This window comes from Pedobacter folensis (assembly GCF_056490665.1).
Window position 1 is genome coordinate 923,489 of sequence record NZ_JBWJIF010000003.1, and the last position, 22,947, is coordinate 946,435.

Genomic DNA, 22,947 nt, shown 5'->3' on the forward strand with positions numbered 1-22,947 from the left:
TTAGATTTTGGTTATTTTAAATCACAGCTACTTCCTGCTTCTTGCGGGGTAATGTAAACGCCCTTTTCAATTTTAATCGGATTTTTAAAATGTTGTTTTAAATGGGGGATATGTTCCAGAAATAAAGCTTCGTGCCCCATAGCAATGTGGTTAAAGAGTACCAGATGCTGATGTAATTGTCCCATATCGCCAACGTGTGGTACTACAGGTACGCCAAATTTTTTACATAACAGACTAATCGTGATGAACTCACTAACACCGCCTACACGCACGGCATCTACCTGGGCAAAACCCGTACAGCCAGTTTGCAGGTAGTTTTTAAAAATAATGCGGTTGGGTACATGTTCTCCCAAAGCCAGTTTAACGGGTGCAATTTCTCTGGCCAAAGTCTGGTGCGCCAATACGTCATCCGGGTGCGTAGGTTCTTCAACCCAAAAAGGATTCATATTTTTAAGCTCATTACATATTGAAATGGCTTGTGGCAGCGTCCACTGCTGGTTGGCATCTAACATCACTTTTGAGCTTTCGCCGGCAACTTCGCGTACAATGTTTGCCCTTCTGATATCACGTTTAGGATCAGCCGATCCAACTTTAAGTTTCATTGCGGTAAAACCATTAGCAATAGCTTTCTTGCAGTTTTCACGTACTTTTTCATCATCGTAATTAAACCAGCCCACAGAAGTGTCGTAGCCTGGATAACCGGTATCGAGAATACCTTCCCTCAATTTTTTTGAATCCGTTTGGCTTTGCAGCATGGCTATTGCCTCATCCTTAGTAAGTACATCTTCCAGGTAGGAGAGATCGAGGGTATTTACAATTTCTTCAGGACTTAAATCAATCAGGAGTTTCCATAGTGGTACACCTCTTTTTTTTGCCCACAAATCGTAACAGGCATTGGTTACGGAAGCTAAGCCTAAATGTACAACACCTTTGTGCGGCCCCAACCATCTAAATTGCTGTTCGTTTGATAGGGTGCGAAAAGTCTGCCCAAAATCGCTCATCAATTCTTCAATATCCTGTCCTTTTAGCTTATTGGCATAAAACTGAGCAGCATTGCAAACCAAATCGTTCCCCGCGCCCAGCGTAAAGGCTAATCCTGTTCCTGTAATGCCATTCTCGTTGGTTAAGTTGGTAACTGCATAGGAGTATTGAGGGTCTTTGTGGATGGCATCACTGCCCGCACCGGTTGATAGTTCAAATCGTTTGTCGCTAATTTCTATTTTATTTATCATGTTCGTAATCTGGATTATATGATGGTTCTGTACCCCAATTCGGCGCCACCGCTTACCGGTAAAATGGTTCCTGTTATAAATCTGGCCGCATCGCTCAATAAGAATAGACAGGCATCTGCAATTACATCGCCAGCCGGCATACCACCTAAAGGCTGAAGTTTATCTAAGTAATGCTGTATTTCTTCTTTGTTCGGTTGTTCTTTGCTCCATAACTGCAAGGTTGGTGTATTAATTGCCGCAGGCGAAACCGCATTAACACGTATTTTGTATGGTGCATAATCTAAAGCCATGGCCTTCGTCAGGGCATTAATTGCGCCCTTTGTGGCTACGTAGGCTGCATGATTGTCCTGCCCGATAGTTCCTACCATCGAGCTGGTATTTAAAATACAACCCTTTGTTTTTTTTAGCTGCTCGATGCCATAACGGGTGGTATATAAAATGCTCTTTAAGTTAACATTCATCAACAAGTCCCACTCCGCATCTGTGGTTTGATCAAGTGTTTTTGAAGGATGTGCAATCCCCGCATTATTATGGATGGCATCTATATTGCCAAACTTTTGAATGATGGTTTCAAAAGCAGCAGCAACTTCATTTTCATTAACCAGGTTGCAGGTTATGGCTATTTTTTGCGCGGTTTCAAGCTCGTTTAGTTTGGTTTCGGCTATTGGGTTTTTATCCAGGATACAAACAGTAGCACCAGCCTTTGAATAGGCTTTTGCACATTCCCAGCCAATACCATCGGCACCTCCTGTGAGTATAATAATTTTATGATGAAGCATGTTGATTAATTCGGTTAGTATTTGTAATAGCCAATTTATTAAGGAAAAAAGAGATAAACTGAGGTATAATTTGCTAATAGTGATGTTATATTAGCTTAATTATTAAATTTGTCTATCGTTATTGGTAATTTAGGATGCTAAATGAGAAATGAGTTCCCAATAACCAAATAACTGACATATTGCCAAAGTGATGGTCAAGAAAATAACCTGTATCAAATGAAACCGATTTTCGCCAAAATATTAGATGGGAAAGTAAATGATGTGTACGGCATAAAGGTTGTAGACGCACCTTACTTTTCTACCGAATTCCATTTTCATGAAGAATGCCAGCTCACTTATAATGTGGAGAGTGAGGGACGACGCATGATTGGTGATAGCATTGAAGATTTTAATAACGAAGACCTGATTTTTGTAGGTTCTAATTTACCTCATGTATGGCACAATAGTCAACAGTATTTTAGCGATTCTACACCAGATACCCATGCGCATTCAATTTCGCTTTTTGTCCACCCCGAAAAAATATTGGATATTTTCCATGAGCCAGAGAATATACAGAAGCTTAAAAACTTTTTTCAACTGGCTAAACGTGGAATGAAATTTAACCTTTCGGCCAGAAAGGAAATTAAACCTTTGTTGTTAAAAATTGCCAGGGCCACAGAAGAAATTACCCGTTTAATAGGGGTGCTGGAAATTTTAAACCTGCTTTGTCAAAACAAAGATTATGTTTTACTGGCCAGTCCGGGTTATACCAATAACTATCAGTTAAAAGATAATGATAGAATGGACAAGATTTTGAAATATGTTTTTGATAATTTTAATAAAGAGATATTGCTGGTAGATGCTGCTGAGATGACCAATATGAATAAGCAGGCTTTTTGCAGATACTTTAAGAACCGTACCCAGAAAACTTTTGTAACCTTTGTTAACGAAGTAAGAATTGGCCATGCCTGTAAATTAATAGCCGAAAGTGATCATCAAATAAGCGAAATGGCTTACATATGTGGCTTTAACAGTCTTTCTAATTTTAACAAATTTTTTAAGCTGGCAAAAGGCGTTACCCCAAAAGAATATAAAAAAATGTTAATTGTAGATTGATCAGTTAAAAACTTGCTGAATGAAGATTAACTCTGGAAAAGGCTTGCTTTAAACAGACTAATCTTTCTATAACCTATATTTGCAACATGCAAAAATCCTTTATCGATCAAATGGGCAGGGAAATTTCTATTAATTTTCCACCTAAACGGATTATTTCTGTGGTGCCCTCACAAACAGAATTGTTGTTTGATTTGGGCCTGGATCAGGAAATTATCGGATTGACCAAGTTTTGCATCCATCCGATAGAAAAATTTGCAGCAAGAACCAAGGTTGGTGGCACCAAAAAACTCAACATCGATTTAATCAGGGATTTAAAACCCGATTTGATTATTGGGAATAAAGAAGAAAATACACAAAGTGATATAGAAGAGCTTGCAACAGACTTTCCGGTTTGGATGAGCGATATTTTTACTTTAGATGATGCAATGAAGACGATTGGCCAGATAGGGGCGCTGGTAGATCGCGAACCGGAAGCCGGTTATCTTAACCATTTAATTGCTGCAGGATTTAATGATCTGAAAACACTCGCCCTTCAACATCGTATTGATAAAAAAGTAGCCTATCTCATCTGGCGTAAGCCCTTTATGGCAGCTGGAAAAAATACATTTATAAACGATATGCTGCTTACTAATGGTATGACTAATGTGATTACGCAAGAACGTTATCCATCGGTTACATTAGCAGATCTGAAAACTTTAAAAGCAGATCTGATCCTGCTTTCTTCCGAACCCTATCCTTTTGCTGAAAAACATATTGAAGAAATCCAAACCGCCATTCCAGATACAAAAATTATACTGGTTGATGGAGAAATGTTTAGCTGGTATGGAAGCAGGCTGGTTAAAGCAGTTCAGTATTTTTTTGAGTTTCAAAAAGAACTTTATTAGTTATTGGCGATTAAATTTTTGTAATTTGTAGCATAAAATTAAATCATCTCGTTACCATAACTATGAAAAAAATATTAATACTATCCCTATTTGTAGCCGCAATTTCTGGTTGCAGTTCAATGAAAAACGGAGGAAACTCCACTACAGTTACAGCAAGTGGAACAATAGAGAAACTTGGAATGACGACTTTTCAATATGGTACACATTTATTAAAAGCCGACAATAAAACTTATGCCTTAAAAAGCGCAAACATCAATCTGGATACTTATCTGGATAAAAAGGTCACCATAAAAGGAAGGAAAGTAGCAGGTTATCCATTAGATGGCGGCCCTGAGTTGGTCGAAGTAACATTGGTAAAGTTTTAGCTGAAAAATGGGAAAGGTGAGATGGATAATGTGATGTTGTATTTTTAATGGTCTATGTTCCAGATGGCAGCGCTGAATAATCAATTTTATGCTCCCATAAAGCGCTGCAAAAATTTGATTATTCAATTTAGTTTCTATCTTTGCAATCCTTAAAACATCCTAACTGCGGAAGTGGCGTAATTGGTAGCCGCACCAGACTTAGGATCTGGCGCTTCACGGCGTGGGGGTTCGAGTCCCTTCTTCCGCACAAAAGATTAACCGTTCCGATTAAACATCAGAGCGGTTTTTTTATGGCCGTTGCCCAATATAATCGCTCATTTTTTCACTGGATGTTGCCGAAAAGTTATTCCTGTTTAAATTTTTCTCCTTAAAAATTAAAGAGTTAGCGGTTTTTGATTGAAATAATCAATAAAATATTGCTGATGCCTTTTGATTATCCAATCTTGTTTCTATCTTTGCAGTCCTTACAACATCCTAACTGCGGAAGTGGCGTAATTGGTAGCCGCACCAGACTTAGGATCTGGCGCTTCACGGCGTGGGGGTTCGAGTCCCTTCTTCCGCACAACAAGATAAAGGCCGTTCCGATTTAAACATCGGAACGGTTTTGTTTTTAAAAACATTGATTAATAAAAATTGATGTGCGGTGTCGGTTGTGGCGATATATGGTTTTTTCTCAAATCTCATATCGCAATTCTCCCGTCTAAAGTACATCTTACTATATCTCATAAAAATGAATATTACACAGGAAAAAACCGGCAACTTAAATGCTGTTGTAAAAATCAAAATCGCACCTGCTGATTACTCTGGAAAAGTAGAGAAAGCCATTAAAGATCAAGCTAAAAAAGCACAATTACCTGGTTTCCGTAAAGGAATGGTTCCTGCTGCCCACATTAAAAAAATGTATGGCAAAAGTATCCTGGTAGAAGAGGTTAACAACTTGTTGAACGATACCTTATCTAACTACATCGCAGAGCAAAAATTAGAAATTTTAGGTCAACCACTTCCTAAAATGGACGATGAACGCGAATTTAAATGGGATAATACAGATGATTTCGAATTTGATTATGAGTTAGGTTTAGCGCCTGCTTTTGATGTAAATCTTTCATCTAAAGATAAATTTACCGAATACGTAATTAAAGCTGATAAAGAAACTTTAGAAAGCCGTATCAAAAATATCCGTCGCAGCTATGGTAAAATGACTAATCCTGAGGTTTCGGCTGATGATGATGTGCTTTATACCGAACTTACTCAGGTAGCTGCAGATGGTACTGCTGTTGAAGGCGGTATTACCAGTACAGCAACTATTCGTTTAGATCAGATTAAAGATAAAAAAATCCTTAAATCGTTGATCGGTTTAAAGAAAGATGATGAAGTTACCATCGATATCCAGAAAGCATTAGAAGATGCTGCAATAATTGCTAAAGCTTTAAACATTTCGGAAGAAGAAGCAGCTGAATTAAAAGCAAACTTCAAACTTCACGTTAAAAACGTGAACCGTTTAGAAGAGTCTGACTTAAACCAGGAGTTTTTTGATAAATTATTTGGTGAAGGTACTGTAACTGACGAAGCGGGTTTCAGAGCGAAAATTACAGAGGAAGTAGAAAGTATGTTTAAACAAGATGCTGAACGTAAATTATCGAACGATATTTATGAAGCACTTTTAGCTAAGCACAGTTTCGAATTGCCTGATGAGTTTTTACGTCGCTGGTTAAAAGCCACAAACGAAAAACTAACTGATGAGGAATTGACAGAAGGTTACGATGATTTCGCTAAAAACCTGAAATGGACTTTAATCGAAAACAAAATCATTAAAGATAACAGCATCGAAATTAAATATGAGGACGTAGTTCAGGCGGCTAAAGCTAAATTGGATGCTCAATTCAGAATGTACAGCCCAAGCCCGCTACCTGAAGATCAGCTGGCTCAATATGCTGTTCAGTTTTTACAAGAAAAAGAAAATGCAAACCGTGTTTTCGAAGAGGTAAAAGCATTAAAAACTTTCGAACAAATCAAATCTGTTGTTACGTTAGAGCAAAAAGATATTGATTACGATAAGTTTATTGCGCTGGATAAAAAGTAATGCGTTTGGCGTAAGGCGTTTTGAAAATGATTGTGCTATTCCTATATTTAGTTATGGCTCAATTTAAATTTCAATCGCTCGAAGTTTGGCAGTTATCCATAACATTAACTGATCAACTACTTGATATAGCTGACCGATTGTCAGTTGATAAAAAATACAGATTTGCAGAGCAGCTCAATGGGGCTGCTCTTAGCATATCCAATAATATTGCCGAGGGCTCAGGCTCTATTTCCAATAAGGAATTCGCTCATTATCTGAATATTGCGCATCGATCTGTCTTCGAGAATGCAAATATTTTAGTAGTTTTAGAGCGGCGAAAATATATTTCTGACACAGAACTGAATGATTATCTGGAAGAATTGGATAAATTGGCACGGAAATTAACCAACTTCAGAAAATATTTATTAAAATAACTTGCGTATTTGGTTTAGGCTTAACACGCTTATCGCAAAACGCCAAACTCTATAACCATGAACATAGATTCACAAGAATTCAGAAAATTTGCCGTTAAACATCAGGGGATTGGCGGTTTACACGTAGATAAATTTATTGCTCAGGCTAATCTGAACCCGAAGAGCATGACACCATATATCATTGAAGAGCGCCAGTTGAATGTAGCGCAAATGGATGTTTTCTCCAGGTTGATGATGGATCGTATTATCTTTTTAGGTGATGCCATTTACGATCAGAATGCAAACATTATCCAGGCGCAGTTGTTGTTTTTGCAATCAACAGATGCCGATAGAGACATTCAGATCTACATTAACTCTCCAGGTGGGTCGGTTTATGCAGGTTTAGGTATTTATGATACGATGCAATATATACAGCCAGATGTAGCTACCATTTGTACAGGTATGGCTGCATCAATGGGAGCCGTTTTATTGGTAGCAGGTGCAAAAGGAAAACGTGCTGCATTACCTCACTCAAGAGTAATGATTCACCAGCCATCAGGCGGTGCACAAGGTGTGGCATCTGATATGGAGATCAACTTGAGAGAGATGTTGAAATTGAAAAAAGAATTATACGATATTATTTCAGAGCACTCTGGCCAAACATACGACTGGGTAGAGAAAGCTTCAGATCGCGATTACTGGATGACAGCTGACGAGGCAAAAGGATTTGGTATGGTTGATGAAGTGTTATCGAGAAACGCAAAAAAAGATGGCGAAACAAAATAAAGAATCCCGTTGTTCATTCTGCCATTCTGGCAAGCATGAAACGTTAATGTTGATTGAAGGCATGGATGCATTTATCTGTGATAAATGTGTAACCCAGGCCAATCAATTGCTTGCGCAGGAATTAGGGACCAAAGGGACAAAAAATATTCAGGAGGCTATAAATTTATTAAAGCCTCTTGAAATTAAACAACATCTTGATCAGTATGTGATTGGTCAGGATGATGCTAAAAAGGTATTATCTGTTGCCGTTTACAATCACTACAAACGTTTAAATCAAAAAGTTGATAAAGACGAGATCGAGATTGAAAAATCGAACATCATGCTGGTAGGCGAAACCGGAACAGGAAAAACACTTTTGGCAAAAACCATCGCAAAAATTTTGCATGTGCCATTTTGTATCTGTGATGCCACGGTTTTAACAGAAGCAGGTTATGTAGGTGAAGATGTGGAAAGTATTTTAACCCGCTTGCTTCAGGCCGCCGATTATGATGTAACAGCTGCCGAACGTGGCATTGTTTATATTGATGAGGTAGATAAGGTCGCGCGTAAAAGTGATAACCCATCTATTACCCGTGATGTATCAGGAGAAGGTGTGCAGCAAGCTTTATTGAAGATTTTAGAAGGTACGGTTGTAAACGTTCCACCTCAGGGCGGACGTAAGCACCCTGATCAGAAAATGATCCCGGTAAACACCAACAATATTCTATTTATCTGTGGTGGCGCATTTGATGGTATTGAACGCAAAATTGCCAATCGTTTACGCACCCAGGCTGTAGGTTACAAAGTAAAGAAAGATGAGACCGTTTTAGATCTTAAAAATCTTTATAAGTATATTACACCTCAGGATTTAAAATCTTTTGGATTAATTCCGGAATTAATTGGTCGTATACCAGTTCTTTCTCACTTAAATCCATTGGATAAAGAATCATTAAGAAACATTTTAACAGCGCCTAAAAACTCATTGATTAAACAATACGTGAAGCTTTTTGCTTACGAAGATGTTAAATTGATTTTTGAGGATGATGTTTTAGATTTTATTGTGGATAAAGCAATGGAATATAAACTAGGTGCCCGTGGTTTAAGATCAATCTGCGAAGCGATTATGTTGGATGCGATGTTCGATACGCCAACGCAGACGGATGTCAAGGAATTGCACATCAATCTCGATTATGCGATAGAAAAATTTGAAAAGGCCGACTTTAAAAAGTTGCAGGCCGCATAAAAATTCAAATCCTCTCGCGAAAGCGGGGGGATTTTTTTTTTAATATAATATTTGTTAACGCTAAGCGCCAAGCGCTATGCTCAAAACTAAAAGAATATGAACGAAGAAAAAGACGTAAAAAAAGACGAGGAAATTGTAGCGAAATCGAAAAGAGTGAAAGAGGTAGAATCTCCCGTTAAATCAGGATTAAAATCGAAAGACGAAATTGTTAAAAACTGGTTGCCACGTTATACTGGCAGGCCATTAGATCAATTTGGCGATTATATTCTGTTAACTAATTTCAGTAAGTATGTAAGCATGTTTTCGGAGTGGAACGATAATGCGCCGATTATGGGTTTAGATAAGCCTATGCAAAGTGTTACAGCGAATGGCATTACCATTATCAACTTTGGCATGGGAAGTCCTTTAGCGGCAACCATGATGGATTTACTAACGGCCATTAAACCTAAAGCGGTTCTGTTTTTAGGCAAGTGTGGTGGTTTGAAGAAGAAAAACCAGTTAGGCGATTTAATTTTACCCATTGCAGCGATTAGGGGAGAAGGTACTTCAAATGATTATCTTCCGGCAGAAGTACCAGCGTTACCAGCATTCGCTTTGCAGAAAGCGATTTCTACTACCATCCGGGATCACGGTAGGGATTATTGGACCGGAACCTGTTATACCACCAATCGAAGGGTTTGGGAGCACGATAAAGAATTTAAAAAATACTTAAAAACTTTAAGAGCGATGGCGGTAGATATGGAAACCGCTACGGTTTTTACCACGGCCTTTGCCAATAAAATCCCGGCTGGTGCATTGCTTTTAGTTTCCGATCAACCTATGATCCCTGAAGGTGTTAAAACCGCAGAAAGTGATAGCAGCGTAACCGAAAAATATGTAGAAACGCATTTAAGAATCGGTATTGATTCTTTGAAACAGTTGATTAATAATGGATTAACGGTAAAACACTTGTTGTTTTAACCTGCGACAACGTCATCCTGAACTTGTTTCAGGATCTTAACAACAATTAGCATTTAGATGCTGAAATAAATTCAGCATGACGCAATAAGTTAGGATAATCGTCATCCTGAACTCGTTTTAGGATCCTTAATAAGCCCAATTAACATAAATAGTATAAACAAAAAAAAAGACCGGCATTTGCCGATCTTTTCCTGTTTGTATGCATTAAATCTTATCCTAAATAAGATTTTAAGATTTTACTTCTTGAAGTATGACGTAAACGTTGTAAGGCTTTATCCTTAATCTGACGAACACGTTCACGTGTTAAATTAAACTTCTCGCCAATTTCCTCTAAAGAAAGCGGGTGGTTAGAACCTAAGCCGAAAAATAAAACGATAATTTCTCTTTCTCTTTCCGTTAAAGTAGATAAAGAACGTTTAATTTCTTCTGATAAAGATTCATTAATCAATGAGCTATCAGTATTGGGTTCGTGGTTTTCCAATACATCTAATAATGTATTTTCTTCACCTTGAACAAAAGGCGCATCCATTGATACGTGACGGCCAGAATTACTTAATGTGTCCGAAATTTTATCCACTGTCGTTTCTAAAATATCGGCCAGTTCTTCCGGAGAAGGCTCACGTTCGTATTCTTGCTCTAATTTAGAGAAAGCTTTACTGATTTTGCTTAACGAACCTACCTGGTTTAAAGGTAAACGTACAATACGGCTTTGCTCGGCAATTGCCTGCAAAATAGATTGACGAATCCACCAAACGGCATAAGAAATGAATTTGAAACCTTTAGTTTCATCAAAACGTTTGGCCGCTTTAATTAAACCTAAGTTACCTTCATTGATTAAATCGCCTAAAGTTAAACCCTGATTTTGATATTGTTTTGCAACAGATACAACGAAACGCAAGTTGGTTTTAGTCAATCGCTCTAATGCAGCCTGATCGCCCTCACGAATCTTCCTTGCTAAAATTACTTCCTCTTCTGCTGTTATTAAATCTACTTTGCCAATTTCGTGTAGGTATTTATCTAATGACTGACTTTCACGGTTGGTAATGGATTGCGTTATCTTGAGTTGTCTCATTTATACGAATTGTGTGCTCTTTAATTATTGAGTGTGCAAAGTTACGAAATAGTATAGCAATCCGAAAGGATAAAATGCTGAAAATGTTGCTGTTTGCACAAGTTTTTTACAGTTTTACTTATAGCAAAAATCATTCCAAATAAAATTCTGACCTTATTTGTGATTAAATGACTGTTATAATTGTTTTTCGGTTATTATTTATTGTAAATCAATAAATATATTTTGAATTTTAATAATTTATTATTTATGTTTGTGCTGTAAATAATTAAATAAATATGACGTTTCTTAATTTTTCAACGATTTAAAGCCAATTCAAAAAAGGCACTTATTGCAGTGTGTTTTTGATCATGTAATTTTTGTCAGGTAGTCTGTATGGAAATTAAAACAAGAAATTACTTCTATTATTAAACAGTAAAAATAAATCTCAGGCATTACATTTTAAACAACTATGTAATTATGGAAATTAAAATAACAACCAATCAGATTTTGAAAGTATTACAGGTGCTTTCCTGGATCATCTTTATCGGCCTGTGTGTCGAAGCAGGTGGGGTACTCGTTAATACGATTATTACCGCGTTTATAAACCCACAGGGCGTACGCAACTTTTGGGATGGAGCAGATTATTTGTCAAATGTTTACAAATTTGATCAGGGATATTTTCTGGTCATCACACTCGTGATGATTATCGTTGCCGTGCTGAAAGCCATCATGTTCTATTTAATTGTGAAATTGTTTATCGATAAAAAACTCAGTATTTCTCAGCCTTTTAGTGTAGAATTGAAGCATTTTATATTGATACAGGTTTTTTTAGCGCTAGGAATAGGTTTTTTTGCCCATTTGGGCTATAAATTTACCATCTGGTTAGCGGAAAATGGCGTTGAGGGGGCTAACCTCCAAACATTAAATATGGATGGTGCTGATGTGTGGTTTTTTATGGCTGTTGTGCTTTTTATCATTGTACAGGTGGTAAACAGGGGGATTGAAATTCAACAAGAAAACGATTTAACGATATAAGCCTTATGCCCATAATTGTAAATTTAGATGTGATGTTGGCCAGGCGTAAAATGTCGTTAACCGAATTAAGCGAGCGGGTAGGGATTACGATGTCTAATTTATCGATACTTAAAACAGGTAAAGCAAAGGCTGTTCGTTTGGAAACTTTAGAGGCGATTTGTAAGGCTTTAGATTGTCAGCCTGGTGATATTTTAGAATTCCGTGCAGATTAACTTCTGGTTGGTTCAATAAACCCTGATGGAATGGAAATACTTTTTGTTGCACGGCTTCGACGCCACTCAGACTGACAGTCACAAAAAGATTGTTTGAGAGCAGGGCTTTCGTAACCGAAACGAATAGAACCCCTCATTTTCTAAATATTCTGACCACCTAAGACACCTTAGATCATCTTAGATCATCTTAGGATATTTATGTATAGAGTAAATAATAGTTTAAAGAAACACCGCGTCCTGCGGAGACCCCTCTAAAGAGGGGAATAAAAAAACCTTCCAGTTTGCACTGAAAGGTTTTAGAATATGTTATTGCTTTAAGTTTGGGTCTTTCGACTTTAAGCTTAAGCCTATGCTTGTTCAGCCAATACTTTAGTTACTAAATCTGCAGCTTCTTTTAAAGCAATTGCTGAGTAAACCTGAAGGCCAGACTCATCAATTAATTTTTTAGCTTCTTCAGCATTTGTACCTTGTAAACGGCAGATAATTGGCACCGGAATGTTACCGATTTCTTTATAAGCATCGATTACACCTTGCGCAACACGGTCGCAACGTACGATACCACCAAAAATATTGATCAAAATTGCTTTAACGTTAGGATCTTTCAAAATGATGTTGAAAGCCGCTTTAACCGTTTGTGCATTAGCAGTTCCACCAACGTCTAAAAAGTTAGCAGGTTCACCACCAGCCAGTTTAATAATATCCATGGTCGCCATTGCTAAACCAGCACCGTTAACCATACAACCTACGTTACCATCAAGGTTAACGAAGTTTAGGTTAGAAGCACTTGCTTCAACTTCCATCGGATCTTCTTCCGTAACATCGCGCATTGCTGCATAATCAGGGTGACGGAATAAACCGTTCTCATCCAGATTCACTTTAGCATCAACTGCAATTACTTTATCATCAGATGTTTTTAATACCGGGTTAATTTCGAACATTGAAGAATCGGTTGCTTCGTAAGCTTTGTATAAAGCGCTTACAAATTTAACCATTTCTTTAAAGGCATTACCGCTTACACCTAAGTTGAAAGCAATTTTACGTGCCTGGAAACCTTGTAAACCAACTTTAGGATCGATTTCTTCTTTGAAAATTAAGTGTGGCGTGTGTTCTGCCACTTCTTCGATATCCATACCACCTTCTGTACTGTACATAATAATGTTACGGCCTTTTGCACGGTCTAACAATACAGAGATGTAGAATTCTTTGGTTTCAGAAGCACCTGGATAATAAACATCCTGAGCGACCAAAATTTTATTCACCAATTTACCTTCAGGGCCGGTTTGAGGAGTAACCAATTGCATACCAATAATATCGGTTGCACGTTGTTTAACTTCTTCCAGGTTTTTGGCTAATTTAACACCACCACCTTTACCGCGACCACCTGCGTGGATTTGCGCTTTAATTACAACCCAGTCAGAATTGTAATCTATTTTCAGTTGCTTAGCAGCCTCAACAGCTTGCTCAGGAGTATCGGCAACTATTCCTTCTTGAACGTTAACACCGAAACTTTTTAATATTTGTTTACCCTGGTATTCGTGAATATTCATCTGTTTATATTTTTGTCTTTATCTGTCAGATGGAGCCTATTACAATTAAAATAATATTTTAATCGTATCGGGTTCATTTGCTACAAAATTTGCCCAAAGCTACAATTTCAAACCCTTTAAACAAATAGCAATTGCCGATTTTTTCATAAAATGAACGTTTTATGTTAAACCCGAAATTAGTGCCTGTAATGGACGCTTGTTTATAGTGTCCTGCTGATTTCTCAGATAGGCGCAGCGATTTTTTATTTGAAAGCGAAGGCCCGGTGCTTCGTGGCGGCTGGCGGCCCTGCTTTCCGCTATAAGTCCTCACTATGCTCCGGGCTTACCGCTGCAATCAGGCTTAAAAACAAAGTGAGTTTTTGCCAAATGCATAAAAATATTTCCGCTGCGCTAATCATTTTAAATCTGCGGGAACATAAGGGTTAATAGTGTCCGTTAGCTTCCTGCAAATGGTGTTCCGAAGATACCAACGGCCAGTTCTGCCCAGATGAGGAATAATGCCAGTAAAATCGCTACAAGTATTACCGTTCTTAAAACACCGGTTTTTAAATTTCTGAGCACAAGTTCTATGGCTAAACCTGTACTTAGCAATAGTGTACCCATTACTACAAAATCCCTTGTGTCCCACTGTACCTCGTTTGTAAATTGCATGGCTACCAATGGAATGGCTAAAATTGATGCAATTACACTTAAGATGATGGTAATTCTTAGTTTTCCTGAATTTAATGTTTCCTGATTTTTCATGATTTTATATTTTAATATAAGTTTTTAATGGATAATTAAATAATTTTTTAGTTTCCCTGATGCGGTTTGCACCAGGGAGCTAAGGGTTGAGCGGTTAATTATAAAACGATTTGCAAAACAGCTTTCACTTTCTTAAATTTTGCTTTAGCAATCGGAATAAGCATTTGTGTCTCCCTGAAATCGCCATATTTGCGGTTTAATTCCGATATCCAAACAGATTGGCCATTTTTGATAAAAACAACTAAGTTGAAATGATCAAGCTGGTTTATCCCGTTGTTTCGGATATTGCTTAAATCTATTTTTAACTTACATTGAAGTGTATTTAGTTGAGTATAAGGCGCAGCAATGAGGATATAATCTGCATCTAAATTTTCAATCTTCGAGAAATCAATACTTTGTTGCGAAATAATCTGATCTATTATAGCATGCGTTAATGTTCGGTTAGACCTCAATTGATGGCAATAATTCCAGCAGAACAGGCCAACTACCAAAAAGATAAGAAATGCTTTTGCTTTCATGATTTTGATTTTTATTTGTTTAATCCAAAATATGCTGCGGTATTCCAATCTTGTAAATTCCACGATAACCAGCCCGATTCCTCATAACGCGATTTAAAATAGCCAATTCTTTTATCGAGGCGAGTTAAGATTTGATCATTGTTTTTATCTGAACTGACAACCGTTTCTTCTTCTGGGATGAATGAAGGAGGCATTACCAGCTTATTCCGGCTTTTATCTAATGTGGGAAGCGTTTTTTCGGATAAAGAAAGCAGGTAATCTGCATCTAACGCAATAGATGTGCTGTGTGCCAGATTATACTTTACAATAAAAACATCCCAGTTAATGGTGCTAAAAGTTAGGAGCAAGGCGAACCAGATATTTCCGTTCACCTTGAAAAGATAGAATATCGTTTTCTGTTTTGCTACTTTAAAATAAACCGTTGCCAAACCGATGATGCAAAGGATGGCAAATACCAATACACCGATTCTCTTGTGCGTTAAGCCATGGAATTCGATATAATAACTGTCGCGGATCAATACCGATATAATCAATATAAAGTTTTGAGCCATCCAGGTAAAGGCAAGCACCCTTAACGTTTGGCTTTTGTGGTAAAAATTTAAATTTCCCCTGAAAAAGTAAAGGATTATGGCCATGGCCATTACAATACTAAAGATTAATGTATTAGTGCCCTGGTGTAATTCGCCGGAGAAATTTCCTGAAGGTTTATAGCCAAACCAAAGCGTGGTAATATCGATGGCATTTAATAACAACAACAAAAGGTTAAGTGCAACAAACGAAATTATGCCCACAATATATTCGGTTTTTAAGGCCATTTTTCGGGTTAAGAGGTTCCCGCTAAATGTTTCTACAATATTGTACCAAATCGTTTTTTGACCTATTGTCTTCCTGATCCTCACCAATTGTTCTTTGCATTTCAGTTCTGCTTTTTCCAAACTTTTATCAAAAAATGCCAGCAATAAACCACCTGTTAAAACTAATCCGAAACAGAAATGTACGATGCGTCCGATGCTTAAATCTTTGAAAAAGAAATGAAGGATATCTTCAAAAAACTGTCCGATGCTCGTTAAAACACTTTCGGCATAGTGTGCAAAAACATTATTGGCAGCCGAATACAAACAGGCAAAAAAGATTACGGCAATAACCGGGATAAAAATATACTTGATTAATTTAAAAACAGGTTTAAGGTTAAAATTGCCTATGCTTACTTTACTTAAATGCCGTATTGCATTAAAAGGTACCGTAATCAATTGTAAAATACTGGCAAGAAAAGCAGTAAAAATGGTTCTGATCTGTTGGTTATGGCTAAAACCGATGAATAATAGTAAACTGATGTAATAGGTGGCAACAGCTAAATCGGAGTTGTTAACCACAACCAGTACCGCTGCCAAAAGATGTGCTAAACCATAAATTTTTAGTTTATTGCTTTTAACTACATCGGGATTAATAAAAGTGATGGCTAGTAAATAAATGCTATAAATAAGCAAATTGAGCGCTAATCTTTCCTGCCAAAAGAGAAAAGTGAACAAGAGGCCACCCAGCAAGACGGAGAGTGTTAAGAGGTTGGATTTATTTTTCATTTTGTTTAAGGTTTAAGAATTGAAGTAACTGATAATGAGTAGGTAGATAATCACTAAAGGAATATTTAATAGCATGCAGATGATGGTAGCGACGGTGTTTCTCCAGGAAGTTTGGTCACAAATGAGCTCAATTAGAATTATTGCTAACACAAAGAAATTTACAATTGCTGCACCAAGCGTAAAAACAGCTCCTATGATCATGAGAAAAAAAGAGTCTGATATTAAGTTTATTATTAACATTAATGTGCCGATAAGTGCAGAATAGTAAGCCAGCCTTTTGCCTAAATAATTCATTTGAGGTACTAATATTTCTTCCGTTTTCATGTTTTTAAAAGTGCTTTGAAATTCAAAGTAAATAGTTAAAAAAAAATGTTTATAGTTTCCTGATCATTTTTTCAAGTGCATCTAAATGTGCTTTAAAGGCTTGTTTACCCAAAGCGGTAATCGCGTAGGTGGTACTGGTTTTTCTACCAATAAAGCCCTTATGTACTTTAATAAATTCGGCCTGCTCCAATGTATTTAAATGCGAAGCCAAATTGCCATCAGTTAACTCGAGCATTTGTTTCAGGTCGTTAAAGCCAATTTCATCGTTTACCACCAGGATAGACATTACACCTAACCTGATCCGGCTATCGAATATTTTATTTAAATCTGCTATCGGGTTTTTCATTCTTACTGACCTCTCTCATATTTAAAATACATTAAAAGACCATAAACAATGTGCAGTATACCAAAGCCAAAAGCCCAGAATATTAAGCCATAACCCACGTAAAACATGCAAATCAATCCCAGTGTTACCTCGCAAAGCCCCAGGTAGCGAATGTCGCTGTATGTATATTTACTGGCATTAATAAGCGCTAAACCATAAAAAATTAAGCAGCTTGGTGCAATAATAGCATAGGTGTTCGGATGGTTAACCAATAAAGCAATAATAAATAAACCTCCTGCAACCAATGGAACAAATAAGTTAATTAAAAGTGATTTAGAGGTTTTGTCCCAGATGGGAAGATTGTTTTTCTGACTTTTTCTATAGGTAAACAAAATTCCGCCAGCCAAAGCAATCACCAAAACAAAAATACCGAGTTTGATCAGGTTAAATTCCAGGTCCATTTCTCCATCAACACCGTAACCGTAACCCCGTTTGTTGATGAATTTGTTAATTTCATCATTGGCAAAATAAGCCCCGATTAGTGCAATAACACCCGCAAAAACACCAGATAAACCGCTCAAAGAAATAAATCTTGATGACCTGTCCATCATTTGTCTGATATCTTTTAAGGCATTTAATTGTTCTTCCTGAGTGCTCATTTTAAAAGTGCTTTGTTTTTCAAAGTTAAATAGAAAATTGATAAATGCAAATCTTTTTTGTTTTTTATTGGTTGATGTTAATGGCCAGATGGCTCATGGTGAGATGGTCCATAGCCTTGAGTGTTCAAGAAATATATGCCAATCATGAATTTCCAATGGATGATTACCTGTTGAACTATCGCTAACTATTGAACTAACCAACCATTTTATTAAATTTGGAGCATGCTAAAAGCCACTGGAATAAGAAAATCGTACGGGAATCTGCAAATTTTAAAAGGCGTAAATTTTGAAGTACAAAAAGGGGAGATTGTAAGTATTATTGGGCCATCTGGTGCAGGTAAAAGTACTTTATTACATATTTTAGGGACATTAGATAAACCTGATGATGGATCTGTAGAATTAAAAGGTACGGTTATCAATAAATTGAATGGCGATTTGTTGAGTACTTTCCGAAATCAGAACATCGGATTTGTGTTTCAGTTTCATCATTTACTGCCAGAATTTAGCGCCATTGAAAATATTTGCATTCCGGCATTTATTGCCAAAACCAATAAAAAACAGGCCGAAACCAGGGCATTTGAACTGTTAGATTTGTTTGGGCTTAAAGATAGAGCTCAGCATAAACCCAATCAGCTTTCTGGCGGAGAGCAGCAGCGTGTGGCCATTGCAAGAGCGCTGATCAATAATCCCTCTATTATATTGGCTGATGAACCTTCAGGGAATTTAGACTCTGAAAATGCAGCCGGATTACATCAGTTGTTTGTAAGTTTGCGCGATAATTTCCATCAAACGTTTGTAATTGTTACACACAATGAACACCTTGCAAAAACCAGCGACCGTGTGGTAAGTATGAAAGATGGTTTAATCGTATAAGATTATGCGCTAATTCTTTATTCGCTCACTCATTTTATCCATCACTAATTTATTCATTCAATCATTATACCTTGAAAATACTGATAACAGGAGGGAACAATGCCAAAGCTTTAAAGCTGATGAAGGCATTTCCCAGTCATTTTGTTTTACTTGCCGATTATGGCGATGTGCCGGGAATAGTAACCGAAAATTATGCCTTTTCATCACTAGGCCTGCTAAATAAAGATAGTATCGCCCATATTCTGTTAAATTTCTGCATCACCGAAGCCATAGATTGTATTATTCCGCTACACGATTATGAGCTTGAGCCACTGGCTAAATCTGCTGTGCTTTTTGGTGAGTACGGCATCCAGGTGCTGTTGCCCAATGCAGATGTAATTGCTGATTATATAACTGAAGAAAAGGTTGCTTATCAAAATTTTGCGGTGTTTATTCATGGTGATCGGATTTTTTCAACCGATGAACATGTTATACATGCAAATGTATCTCCTGAATTAAATGGCGTATTTGGTTATAACGACGCTGATGATTTAAAACTTTTTACAATTTAATATGGATGCAAATCAATACGTTAAAGATAAGCAGATTGTAATTTTTGAATTGGATGATGTGCTATTTCCCGAGAAAGATTATTTGCTGCAGGTTTATTATCTGTTTGCACAGTTTATAGAATACACCGAGCAAAAAAGTGCACAACCTATCATTGAATTTATGCGTGCAGCATATGAAAATAATGGTGTCGAAAAACTTTTTGAGAAAACAGCAAACCAGTTTGCCATTGATACAAAGTACAAGCATAATTTCGATCTTCTGCATCAGAATGCCCGTTTACCTTTAAAGCTTTTGCTCTATCAAAATATGCTGGAGTTTATGCAGGAACTTGTGGTAGATCGCAAACAGATATTCATTGTAACGGCCGGCAACCAGGAGCAACAACTTAATAAAATTAAGCAAACCGAGTGGAATGGGCTGGAACAATATCTTACCGTGTATTTTGTTGATGAACTGGGTTTAACTAAAGCAGAAATTTTTCAGAACATATTAAACAGCAACAATTTATCGCCAAACCAGGCGTTAGTTGTTGGTGCAAATAAATTTGATGAGCAACAATCTAAATTAATTAATTTGCCGTATATTGAGTCACTAGAAATTTACAAATAGATATGCTTAGAAAATTTATTTCGCAAAATACATTTTTGTGTGCTTTGATTATTGTGGTTGGGTTTACAGCATCATGTAAAAAATCAAATAATAATCCTGATGTAGATGGTGCACCGCAAGGCATTCCAGGAACCCGGGCAGAGCTAACGAAAGATTCGATTTACCTGTATGCACAGCAAACTTATTATTGGAATGTAGGGATGCCAAGCTATTCGGCCTTTAATCCAAGACAATATAGCTCAAACAACTCAGTTTTAGCTGCTTTAAAAGCATTGCCGAGTACGGGTGGGAAAGATAAATATTCGTTTATTGATGATGGAACCGTAGCTGGCGAATTAGGCGGCGTAGCTGGTGATTTTGGTTTCTCTGTGTTCTTTGCCAGTACGAATGATTTAAGAATTAAATATGTATATGCAACATCTCCTGCTGGTGTTCAAGGCTTAAAAAGAGGTTATCAGATTACAAAAATTAATGGTAGCACAGATATCAATACCAGTGATGCAAGGATTGATTACGTAGTGAACGCTATTTTTGGTTCAAGTCCAACGGTTGCAATGACGGTTTTAAAGCCAGATGGAACTAGTCAGGATGTAACCATAACCAAAGCAAATTATAATATCAACCCTGTACTTTTTACCAAAACGTATACCGTAGGACCGAAAAAAGTAGGTTATATTGTATTTAACAGTTTTACCACTAATTCAACTGATTTTCTGGATGCCGCCTTTACGCAGTTTTCAACAGATGGGATTACTGAACTTGTTGTCGACTTGCGTTATAATGGAGGTGGTTCGGTAGCTACATCAGAAGCCTTTACTAATTTAATTGCACCAACAGCTCAAAACGGTAGAGTAATGTATACTACTTACTGGACGCAGACCATGCAGGATAATCAAGCCACTATTCTTCAAAATCAGAAGTTTTATGCTAAAGGTAACGATGGCGTAACACGGATGTATTCTTATTTTGATTATTCATATAAACCTACCGTTGCAGCTGGAAACCAGGAAGTTTTTGCTAAACGCGGATCGTTGAATGGCTTAACCAGGGTTTACTTTATTGTAACCAATAGTACAGCATCGGCAAGCGAATTGTTGATCAATAACTTAAAACCTGTAATCGATGTTAAACTGATTGGCAAGAAAACTTATGGCAAACCAGTTGGTTTTTTCTCCATCCGTATCGATAAAAACGATTTATACATTCCTCAGTTTGAAACCAAAAATCAATTAAATCAAGGTGGTTACTTTGATGGAATGGCAGTTGATAAGGATATTTTTGATGATGTAACTAAAGATTTTGGCGATCCAACAGAAAAACTATTGGCTCAGGCTTTATATTATTCCGCCAATGGAGGTTTTTCTTCTTTCCTTAAAGATAATACCATAAGCAGTACTTCACCACTATCTAAAACTCAGGTGGAAGATCTCTCTGGCAAAATGGACCACGAATTTAAAGGAATGGTTGAAACTAGAAAGTTGAGATTTAAATAATTAGCGATAAAAATGCACCGAATTGGCCAGATTTGTAGTTCAAATCTGGCCAGTTTTTTTATAATTATTACACAAATCGAATAAATAAGAGTTGCTTTTTTTATAAAAAATTGATAAGCTTGTTTAACATTAATCGTTAAAGAGACACCATGCCAATAGAAATTGTAGAAAAGGAACATATCAGTTATTTAAACATCATCAATGCAAGAGAGGATCATTCTACTGAATTAAAAACCAAACTTGATGAAGCGCAAAGGTTAGGTAATGAATTTAAATCAAAAGCCGTCATTACTTTCAATACCACCATTGGTCCAAAACGCGTTGATACTACAGTTTGGGCCGTAACAGAGAAATATATACAACTAAAAAACAATATTCATATTCCATTAAAAAGTTTAATCGACATCGATTTTTAAGCTTGCTTTAAGGAAATAAATCATCCCGCATTTATTTAACCTTATCAGATCATGAGCATGCTCCATAAAATTGCCTTAACTTTTATTAAAACGATTGGTCCGGTAACGGCCAAAAACCTTCTTGCCTACTGTGGAAGTGCCGAAAATGTATTTTCTGCGAGTAAAAAGCAGCTTTTGCAGATTCCAGGTATTGGAGAGAAAACAATTGAAGCCATCCGTGGCAGCGATGCTTTGGTAAGGGCCAGGCAAGAATTGGATTTTATTGAAAAACACGGGATAGAAGTATTGTTTTTCGCTGATGAGAAATATCCTAAAAGATTAAAGAATTGCATCGACTCGCCCATACTGCTTTATGCCAAAGGTACCGCTGATTTTAACCAGCAACGTATCATCAGCATTGTTGGAACCCGTAATGCAACAAGTTATGGGAAAAATCTCTGTAAGGAATTGTGCGAAGTTTTAGCACCATACAATGTTTTAATCGTTAGTGGCCTGGCTTATGGCATCGATGTAACCGCCCATAAAGAATGCCTGGCAAATAATATTCCTACTGTTGGTGTGCTTGGTCATGGTTTGGATCGAATGTATCCAAAAATTCATAAAACGGTAGCGCAGAAAATGGTTTCAAATGGAGGCCTGCTCACCGAATTTCCCATTCTAACCAATCCCGACCGGCCGAATTTTCCACAAAGAAACCGGATTATTGCAGGTATTGCAGATGCTACCGTTGTAGTTGAAGCATCAATAAAGGGAGGCGCTTTAATAACCGCAGAAATCGCAAATTCCTATAATAAAGATGTATATGCTTTTCCGGGTAGAACAAATGATGTTTTTTCAGAAGGTTGTAATTTCCTGATTAAGACCAATAGGGCCGGATTAATAAATAATGCCAATGACCTGATTTATTATTTAGGTTGGGATGATGAAGTGAAAGGCAAGCACCCTATCCAGCAAACCAGGCTGCAGTTAAATCTTACGCCTAACGAACAGCGGGTTGTTGATGCCTTACAAAATGGTCAGCTTTCTATAGATGAACTATGTGCTCAATTGAATATTCAGCAAAGTAAACTGGCCATCGTAATCCTTACCTTAGAGATGCAGGGCATTATTGTATCGCTGCCAGGAAAGATATATAAACTCCTGTAAGAAAATTGAAATTGCATTTTGCCCAATAATCAATCTATAATGCCTATCATAATTATAGATTATGAAAT

General features: G+C 37.1%; 26 protein-coding genes and 2 tRNA genes. 18 read left to right on the plus strand and 10 right to left on the minus strand.

Annotated features, from left to right (window positions below; genetic code table 11):
* Positions 1-11: 11 nt before the first annotated feature.
* Together AC04QZ_RS18520 and AC04QZ_RS18525 are read right to left on the minus strand one after the other, a co-directional pair.
* The gene (locus AC04QZ_RS18520; protein WP_478358964.1) at positions 12-1,232 is read right to left on the minus strand and encodes an enolase C-terminal domain-like protein; all 1,221 of its coding nucleotides are present in this window, start codon (positions 1,230-1,232) and stop codon (positions 12-14) included.
* A 14-nt stretch (positions 1,233-1,246) separates the two neighbouring features.
* Positions 1,247-2,011, minus strand: a complete 765-nt coding sequence (locus tag AC04QZ_RS18525; protein ID WP_478358965.1) for an SDR family NAD(P)-dependent oxidoreductase — start codon at positions 2,009-2,011, stop codon at positions 1,247-1,249.
* Between the two features lie 216 nt (positions 2,012-2,227).
* Between AC04QZ_RS18525 and AC04QZ_RS18530 the strand changes: the two genes are divergently transcribed.
* From AC04QZ_RS18530 to AC04QZ_RS18575, 10 genes are all read left to right on the plus strand, one after another.
* Positions 2,228-3,106, plus strand: a complete 879-nt coding sequence (locus AC04QZ_RS18530; RefSeq protein WP_478358966.1) for an AraC family transcriptional regulator — start codon at positions 2,228-2,230, stop codon at positions 3,104-3,106.
* 86 nt (positions 3,107-3,192) lie between these two features.
* Positions 3,193-3,990: a helical backbone metal receptor gene (locus AC04QZ_RS18535; protein ID WP_478358967.1), complete on the plus strand. Its 798-nt coding sequence runs from the start codon at positions 3,193-3,195 to the stop codon at positions 3,988-3,990.
* A 62-nt stretch (positions 3,991-4,052) separates the two neighbouring features.
* The gene (locus AC04QZ_RS18540) at positions 4,053-4,355 is read left to right on the plus strand and encodes a hypothetical protein (protein WP_478358968.1); all 303 of its coding nucleotides are present in this window, start codon (positions 4,053-4,055) and stop codon (positions 4,353-4,355) included.
* Between the two features lie 165 nt (positions 4,356-4,520).
* Positions 4,521-4,602 (plus strand) — tRNA-Leu (locus AC04QZ_RS18545).
* 233 nt (positions 4,603-4,835) lie between these two features.
* Positions 4,836-4,917, plus strand: a tRNA-Leu gene (locus AC04QZ_RS18550).
* 168 nt (positions 4,918-5,085) lie between these two features.
* Positions 5,086-6,435, plus strand: a complete 1,350-nt coding sequence (gene tig / locus AC04QZ_RS18555) for a trigger factor (protein WP_478358969.1) — start codon at positions 5,086-5,088, stop codon at positions 6,433-6,435.
* Between the two features lie 53 nt (positions 6,436-6,488).
* A complete protein-coding gene (locus tag AC04QZ_RS18560; RefSeq protein WP_478358970.1) occupies positions 6,489-6,848 on the plus strand; it encodes a four helix bundle protein in 360 nt (119 codons plus the stop codon).
* A 57-nt stretch (positions 6,849-6,905) separates the two neighbouring features.
* Positions 6,906-7,613 (plus strand): ATP-dependent Clp endopeptidase proteolytic subunit ClpP, encoded by a 708-nt coding sequence (gene clpP, locus AC04QZ_RS18565; RefSeq protein ID WP_057932889.1) that lies wholly within the window; start codon positions 6,906-6,908, stop codon positions 7,611-7,613.
* The gene (gene clpX / locus AC04QZ_RS18570; protein ID WP_086545393.1) at positions 7,597-8,835 is read left to right on the plus strand and encodes an ATP-dependent Clp protease ATP-binding subunit ClpX; all 1,239 of its coding nucleotides are present in this window, start codon (positions 7,597-7,599) and stop codon (positions 8,833-8,835) included. Before clpP ends, clpX begins: the two co-directional genes overlap by 17 nt.
* Before the next feature lie 96 nt (positions 8,836-8,931).
* Positions 8,932-9,795 (plus strand): AMP nucleosidase, encoded by an 864-nt coding sequence (locus AC04QZ_RS18575; protein ID WP_478358971.1) that lies wholly within the window; start codon positions 8,932-8,934, stop codon positions 9,793-9,795.
* A 211-nt stretch (positions 9,796-10,006) separates the two neighbouring features.
* Here the strand turns inward: AC04QZ_RS18575 and AC04QZ_RS18580 are convergent, their stop codons facing one another.
* Positions 10,007-10,867 carry a sigma-70 family RNA polymerase sigma factor gene (locus AC04QZ_RS18580; protein ID WP_010601359.1) on the minus strand — a complete coding sequence of 287 codons (861 nt, stop codon included), beginning with the start codon at positions 10,865-10,867 and terminating at the stop codon, positions 10,007-10,009.
* A 456-nt stretch (positions 10,868-11,323) separates the two neighbouring features.
* On the opposite strand from AC04QZ_RS18580, the gene AC04QZ_RS18585 reads away from it, so the two are divergent.
* The gene (locus tag AC04QZ_RS18585) at positions 11,324-11,881 is read left to right on the plus strand and encodes a hypothetical protein (protein ID WP_478358972.1); all 558 of its coding nucleotides are present in this window, start codon (positions 11,324-11,326) and stop codon (positions 11,879-11,881) included.
* Positions 11,882-11,886: 5 nt separating this feature from the next.
* Positions 11,887-12,093: a helix-turn-helix domain-containing protein gene (locus AC04QZ_RS18590; protein ID WP_108200565.1), complete on the plus strand. Its 207-nt coding sequence runs from the start codon at positions 11,887-11,889 to the stop codon at positions 12,091-12,093.
* A gap of 347 nt (positions 12,094-12,440) precedes the next feature.
* Here AC04QZ_RS18590 and sucC read toward each other — a convergent pair whose 3' ends face one another.
* The 7 genes from sucC to AC04QZ_RS18625 form a co-directional block, all read right to left on the minus strand.
* Entirely contained in the window at positions 12,441-13,640 is a 1,200-nt protein-coding gene (gene sucC, locus AC04QZ_RS18595) for an ADP-forming succinate--CoA ligase subunit beta (protein WP_086545396.1), read from the minus strand.
* Between the two features lie 435 nt (positions 13,641-14,075).
* The gene (locus AC04QZ_RS18600; RefSeq protein ID WP_478358973.1) at positions 14,076-14,384 is read right to left on the minus strand and encodes a hypothetical protein; all 309 of its coding nucleotides are present in this window, start codon (positions 14,382-14,384) and stop codon (positions 14,076-14,078) included.
* A 98-nt stretch (positions 14,385-14,482) separates the two neighbouring features.
* Entirely contained in the window at positions 14,483-14,902 is a 420-nt protein-coding gene (locus AC04QZ_RS18605) for a hypothetical protein (RefSeq protein ID WP_478358974.1), read from the minus strand.
* Positions 14,903-14,913: 11 nt separating this feature from the next.
* The gene (locus AC04QZ_RS18610) at positions 14,914-16,482 is read right to left on the minus strand and encodes a DUF4153 domain-containing protein (protein ID WP_478358975.1); all 1,569 of its coding nucleotides are present in this window, start codon (positions 16,480-16,482) and stop codon (positions 14,914-14,916) included.
* A gap of 12 nt (positions 16,483-16,494) precedes the next feature.
* Positions 16,495-16,806, minus strand: a complete 312-nt coding sequence (locus AC04QZ_RS18615) for a hypothetical protein (protein WP_478358976.1) — start codon at positions 16,804-16,806, stop codon at positions 16,495-16,497.
* A gap of 49 nt (positions 16,807-16,855) precedes the next feature.
* Positions 16,856-17,152, minus strand: a complete 297-nt coding sequence (locus AC04QZ_RS18620) for a winged helix-turn-helix domain-containing protein (protein WP_086545402.1) — start codon at positions 17,150-17,152, stop codon at positions 16,856-16,858.
* A 2-nt stretch (positions 17,153-17,154) separates the two neighbouring features.
* Positions 17,155-17,790, minus strand: coding sequence for a hypothetical protein (locus tag AC04QZ_RS18625; RefSeq protein WP_478358977.1), 636 nt, complete (start codon positions 17,788-17,790; stop codon positions 17,155-17,157).
* A 222-nt stretch (positions 17,791-18,012) separates the two neighbouring features.
* Between AC04QZ_RS18625 and AC04QZ_RS18630 the strand changes: the two genes are divergently transcribed.
* The 6 genes from AC04QZ_RS18630 (at position 18,013) to dprA (ending at position 22,879) form a co-directional block, all read left to right on the plus strand.
* On the plus strand, positions 18,013-18,663 hold the full coding sequence (locus tag AC04QZ_RS18630; RefSeq protein ID WP_478358978.1) for an ABC transporter ATP-binding protein: 651 nt from the start codon (positions 18,013-18,015) through the stop codon (positions 18,661-18,663).
* Positions 18,664-18,734: 71 nt separating this feature from the next.
* Positions 18,735-19,214 carry a hypothetical protein gene (locus AC04QZ_RS18635; RefSeq protein WP_478358979.1) on the plus strand — a complete coding sequence of 160 codons (480 nt, stop codon included), beginning with the start codon at positions 18,735-18,737 and terminating at the stop codon, positions 19,212-19,214.
* A gap of 1 nt (position 19,215) precedes the next feature.
* A complete protein-coding gene (locus tag AC04QZ_RS18640) occupies positions 19,216-19,824 on the plus strand; it encodes an HAD family hydrolase (RefSeq protein WP_478358980.1) in 609 nt (202 codons plus the stop codon).
* 2 nt (positions 19,825-19,826) lie between these two features.
* Entirely contained in the window at positions 19,827-21,317 is a 1,491-nt protein-coding gene (locus tag AC04QZ_RS18645) for a S41 family peptidase (RefSeq protein WP_478358981.1), read from the plus strand.
* Between the two features lie 149 nt (positions 21,318-21,466).
* Positions 21,467-21,733: a hypothetical protein gene (locus tag AC04QZ_RS18650; protein ID WP_478358982.1), complete on the plus strand. Its 267-nt coding sequence runs from the start codon at positions 21,467-21,469 to the stop codon at positions 21,731-21,733.
* A 51-nt stretch (positions 21,734-21,784) separates the two neighbouring features.
* A complete protein-coding gene (gene dprA, locus AC04QZ_RS18655; RefSeq protein ID WP_478358983.1) occupies positions 21,785-22,879 on the plus strand; it encodes a DNA-processing protein DprA in 1,095 nt (364 codons plus the stop codon).
* Positions 22,880-22,947: the final 68 nt, after the last annotated feature.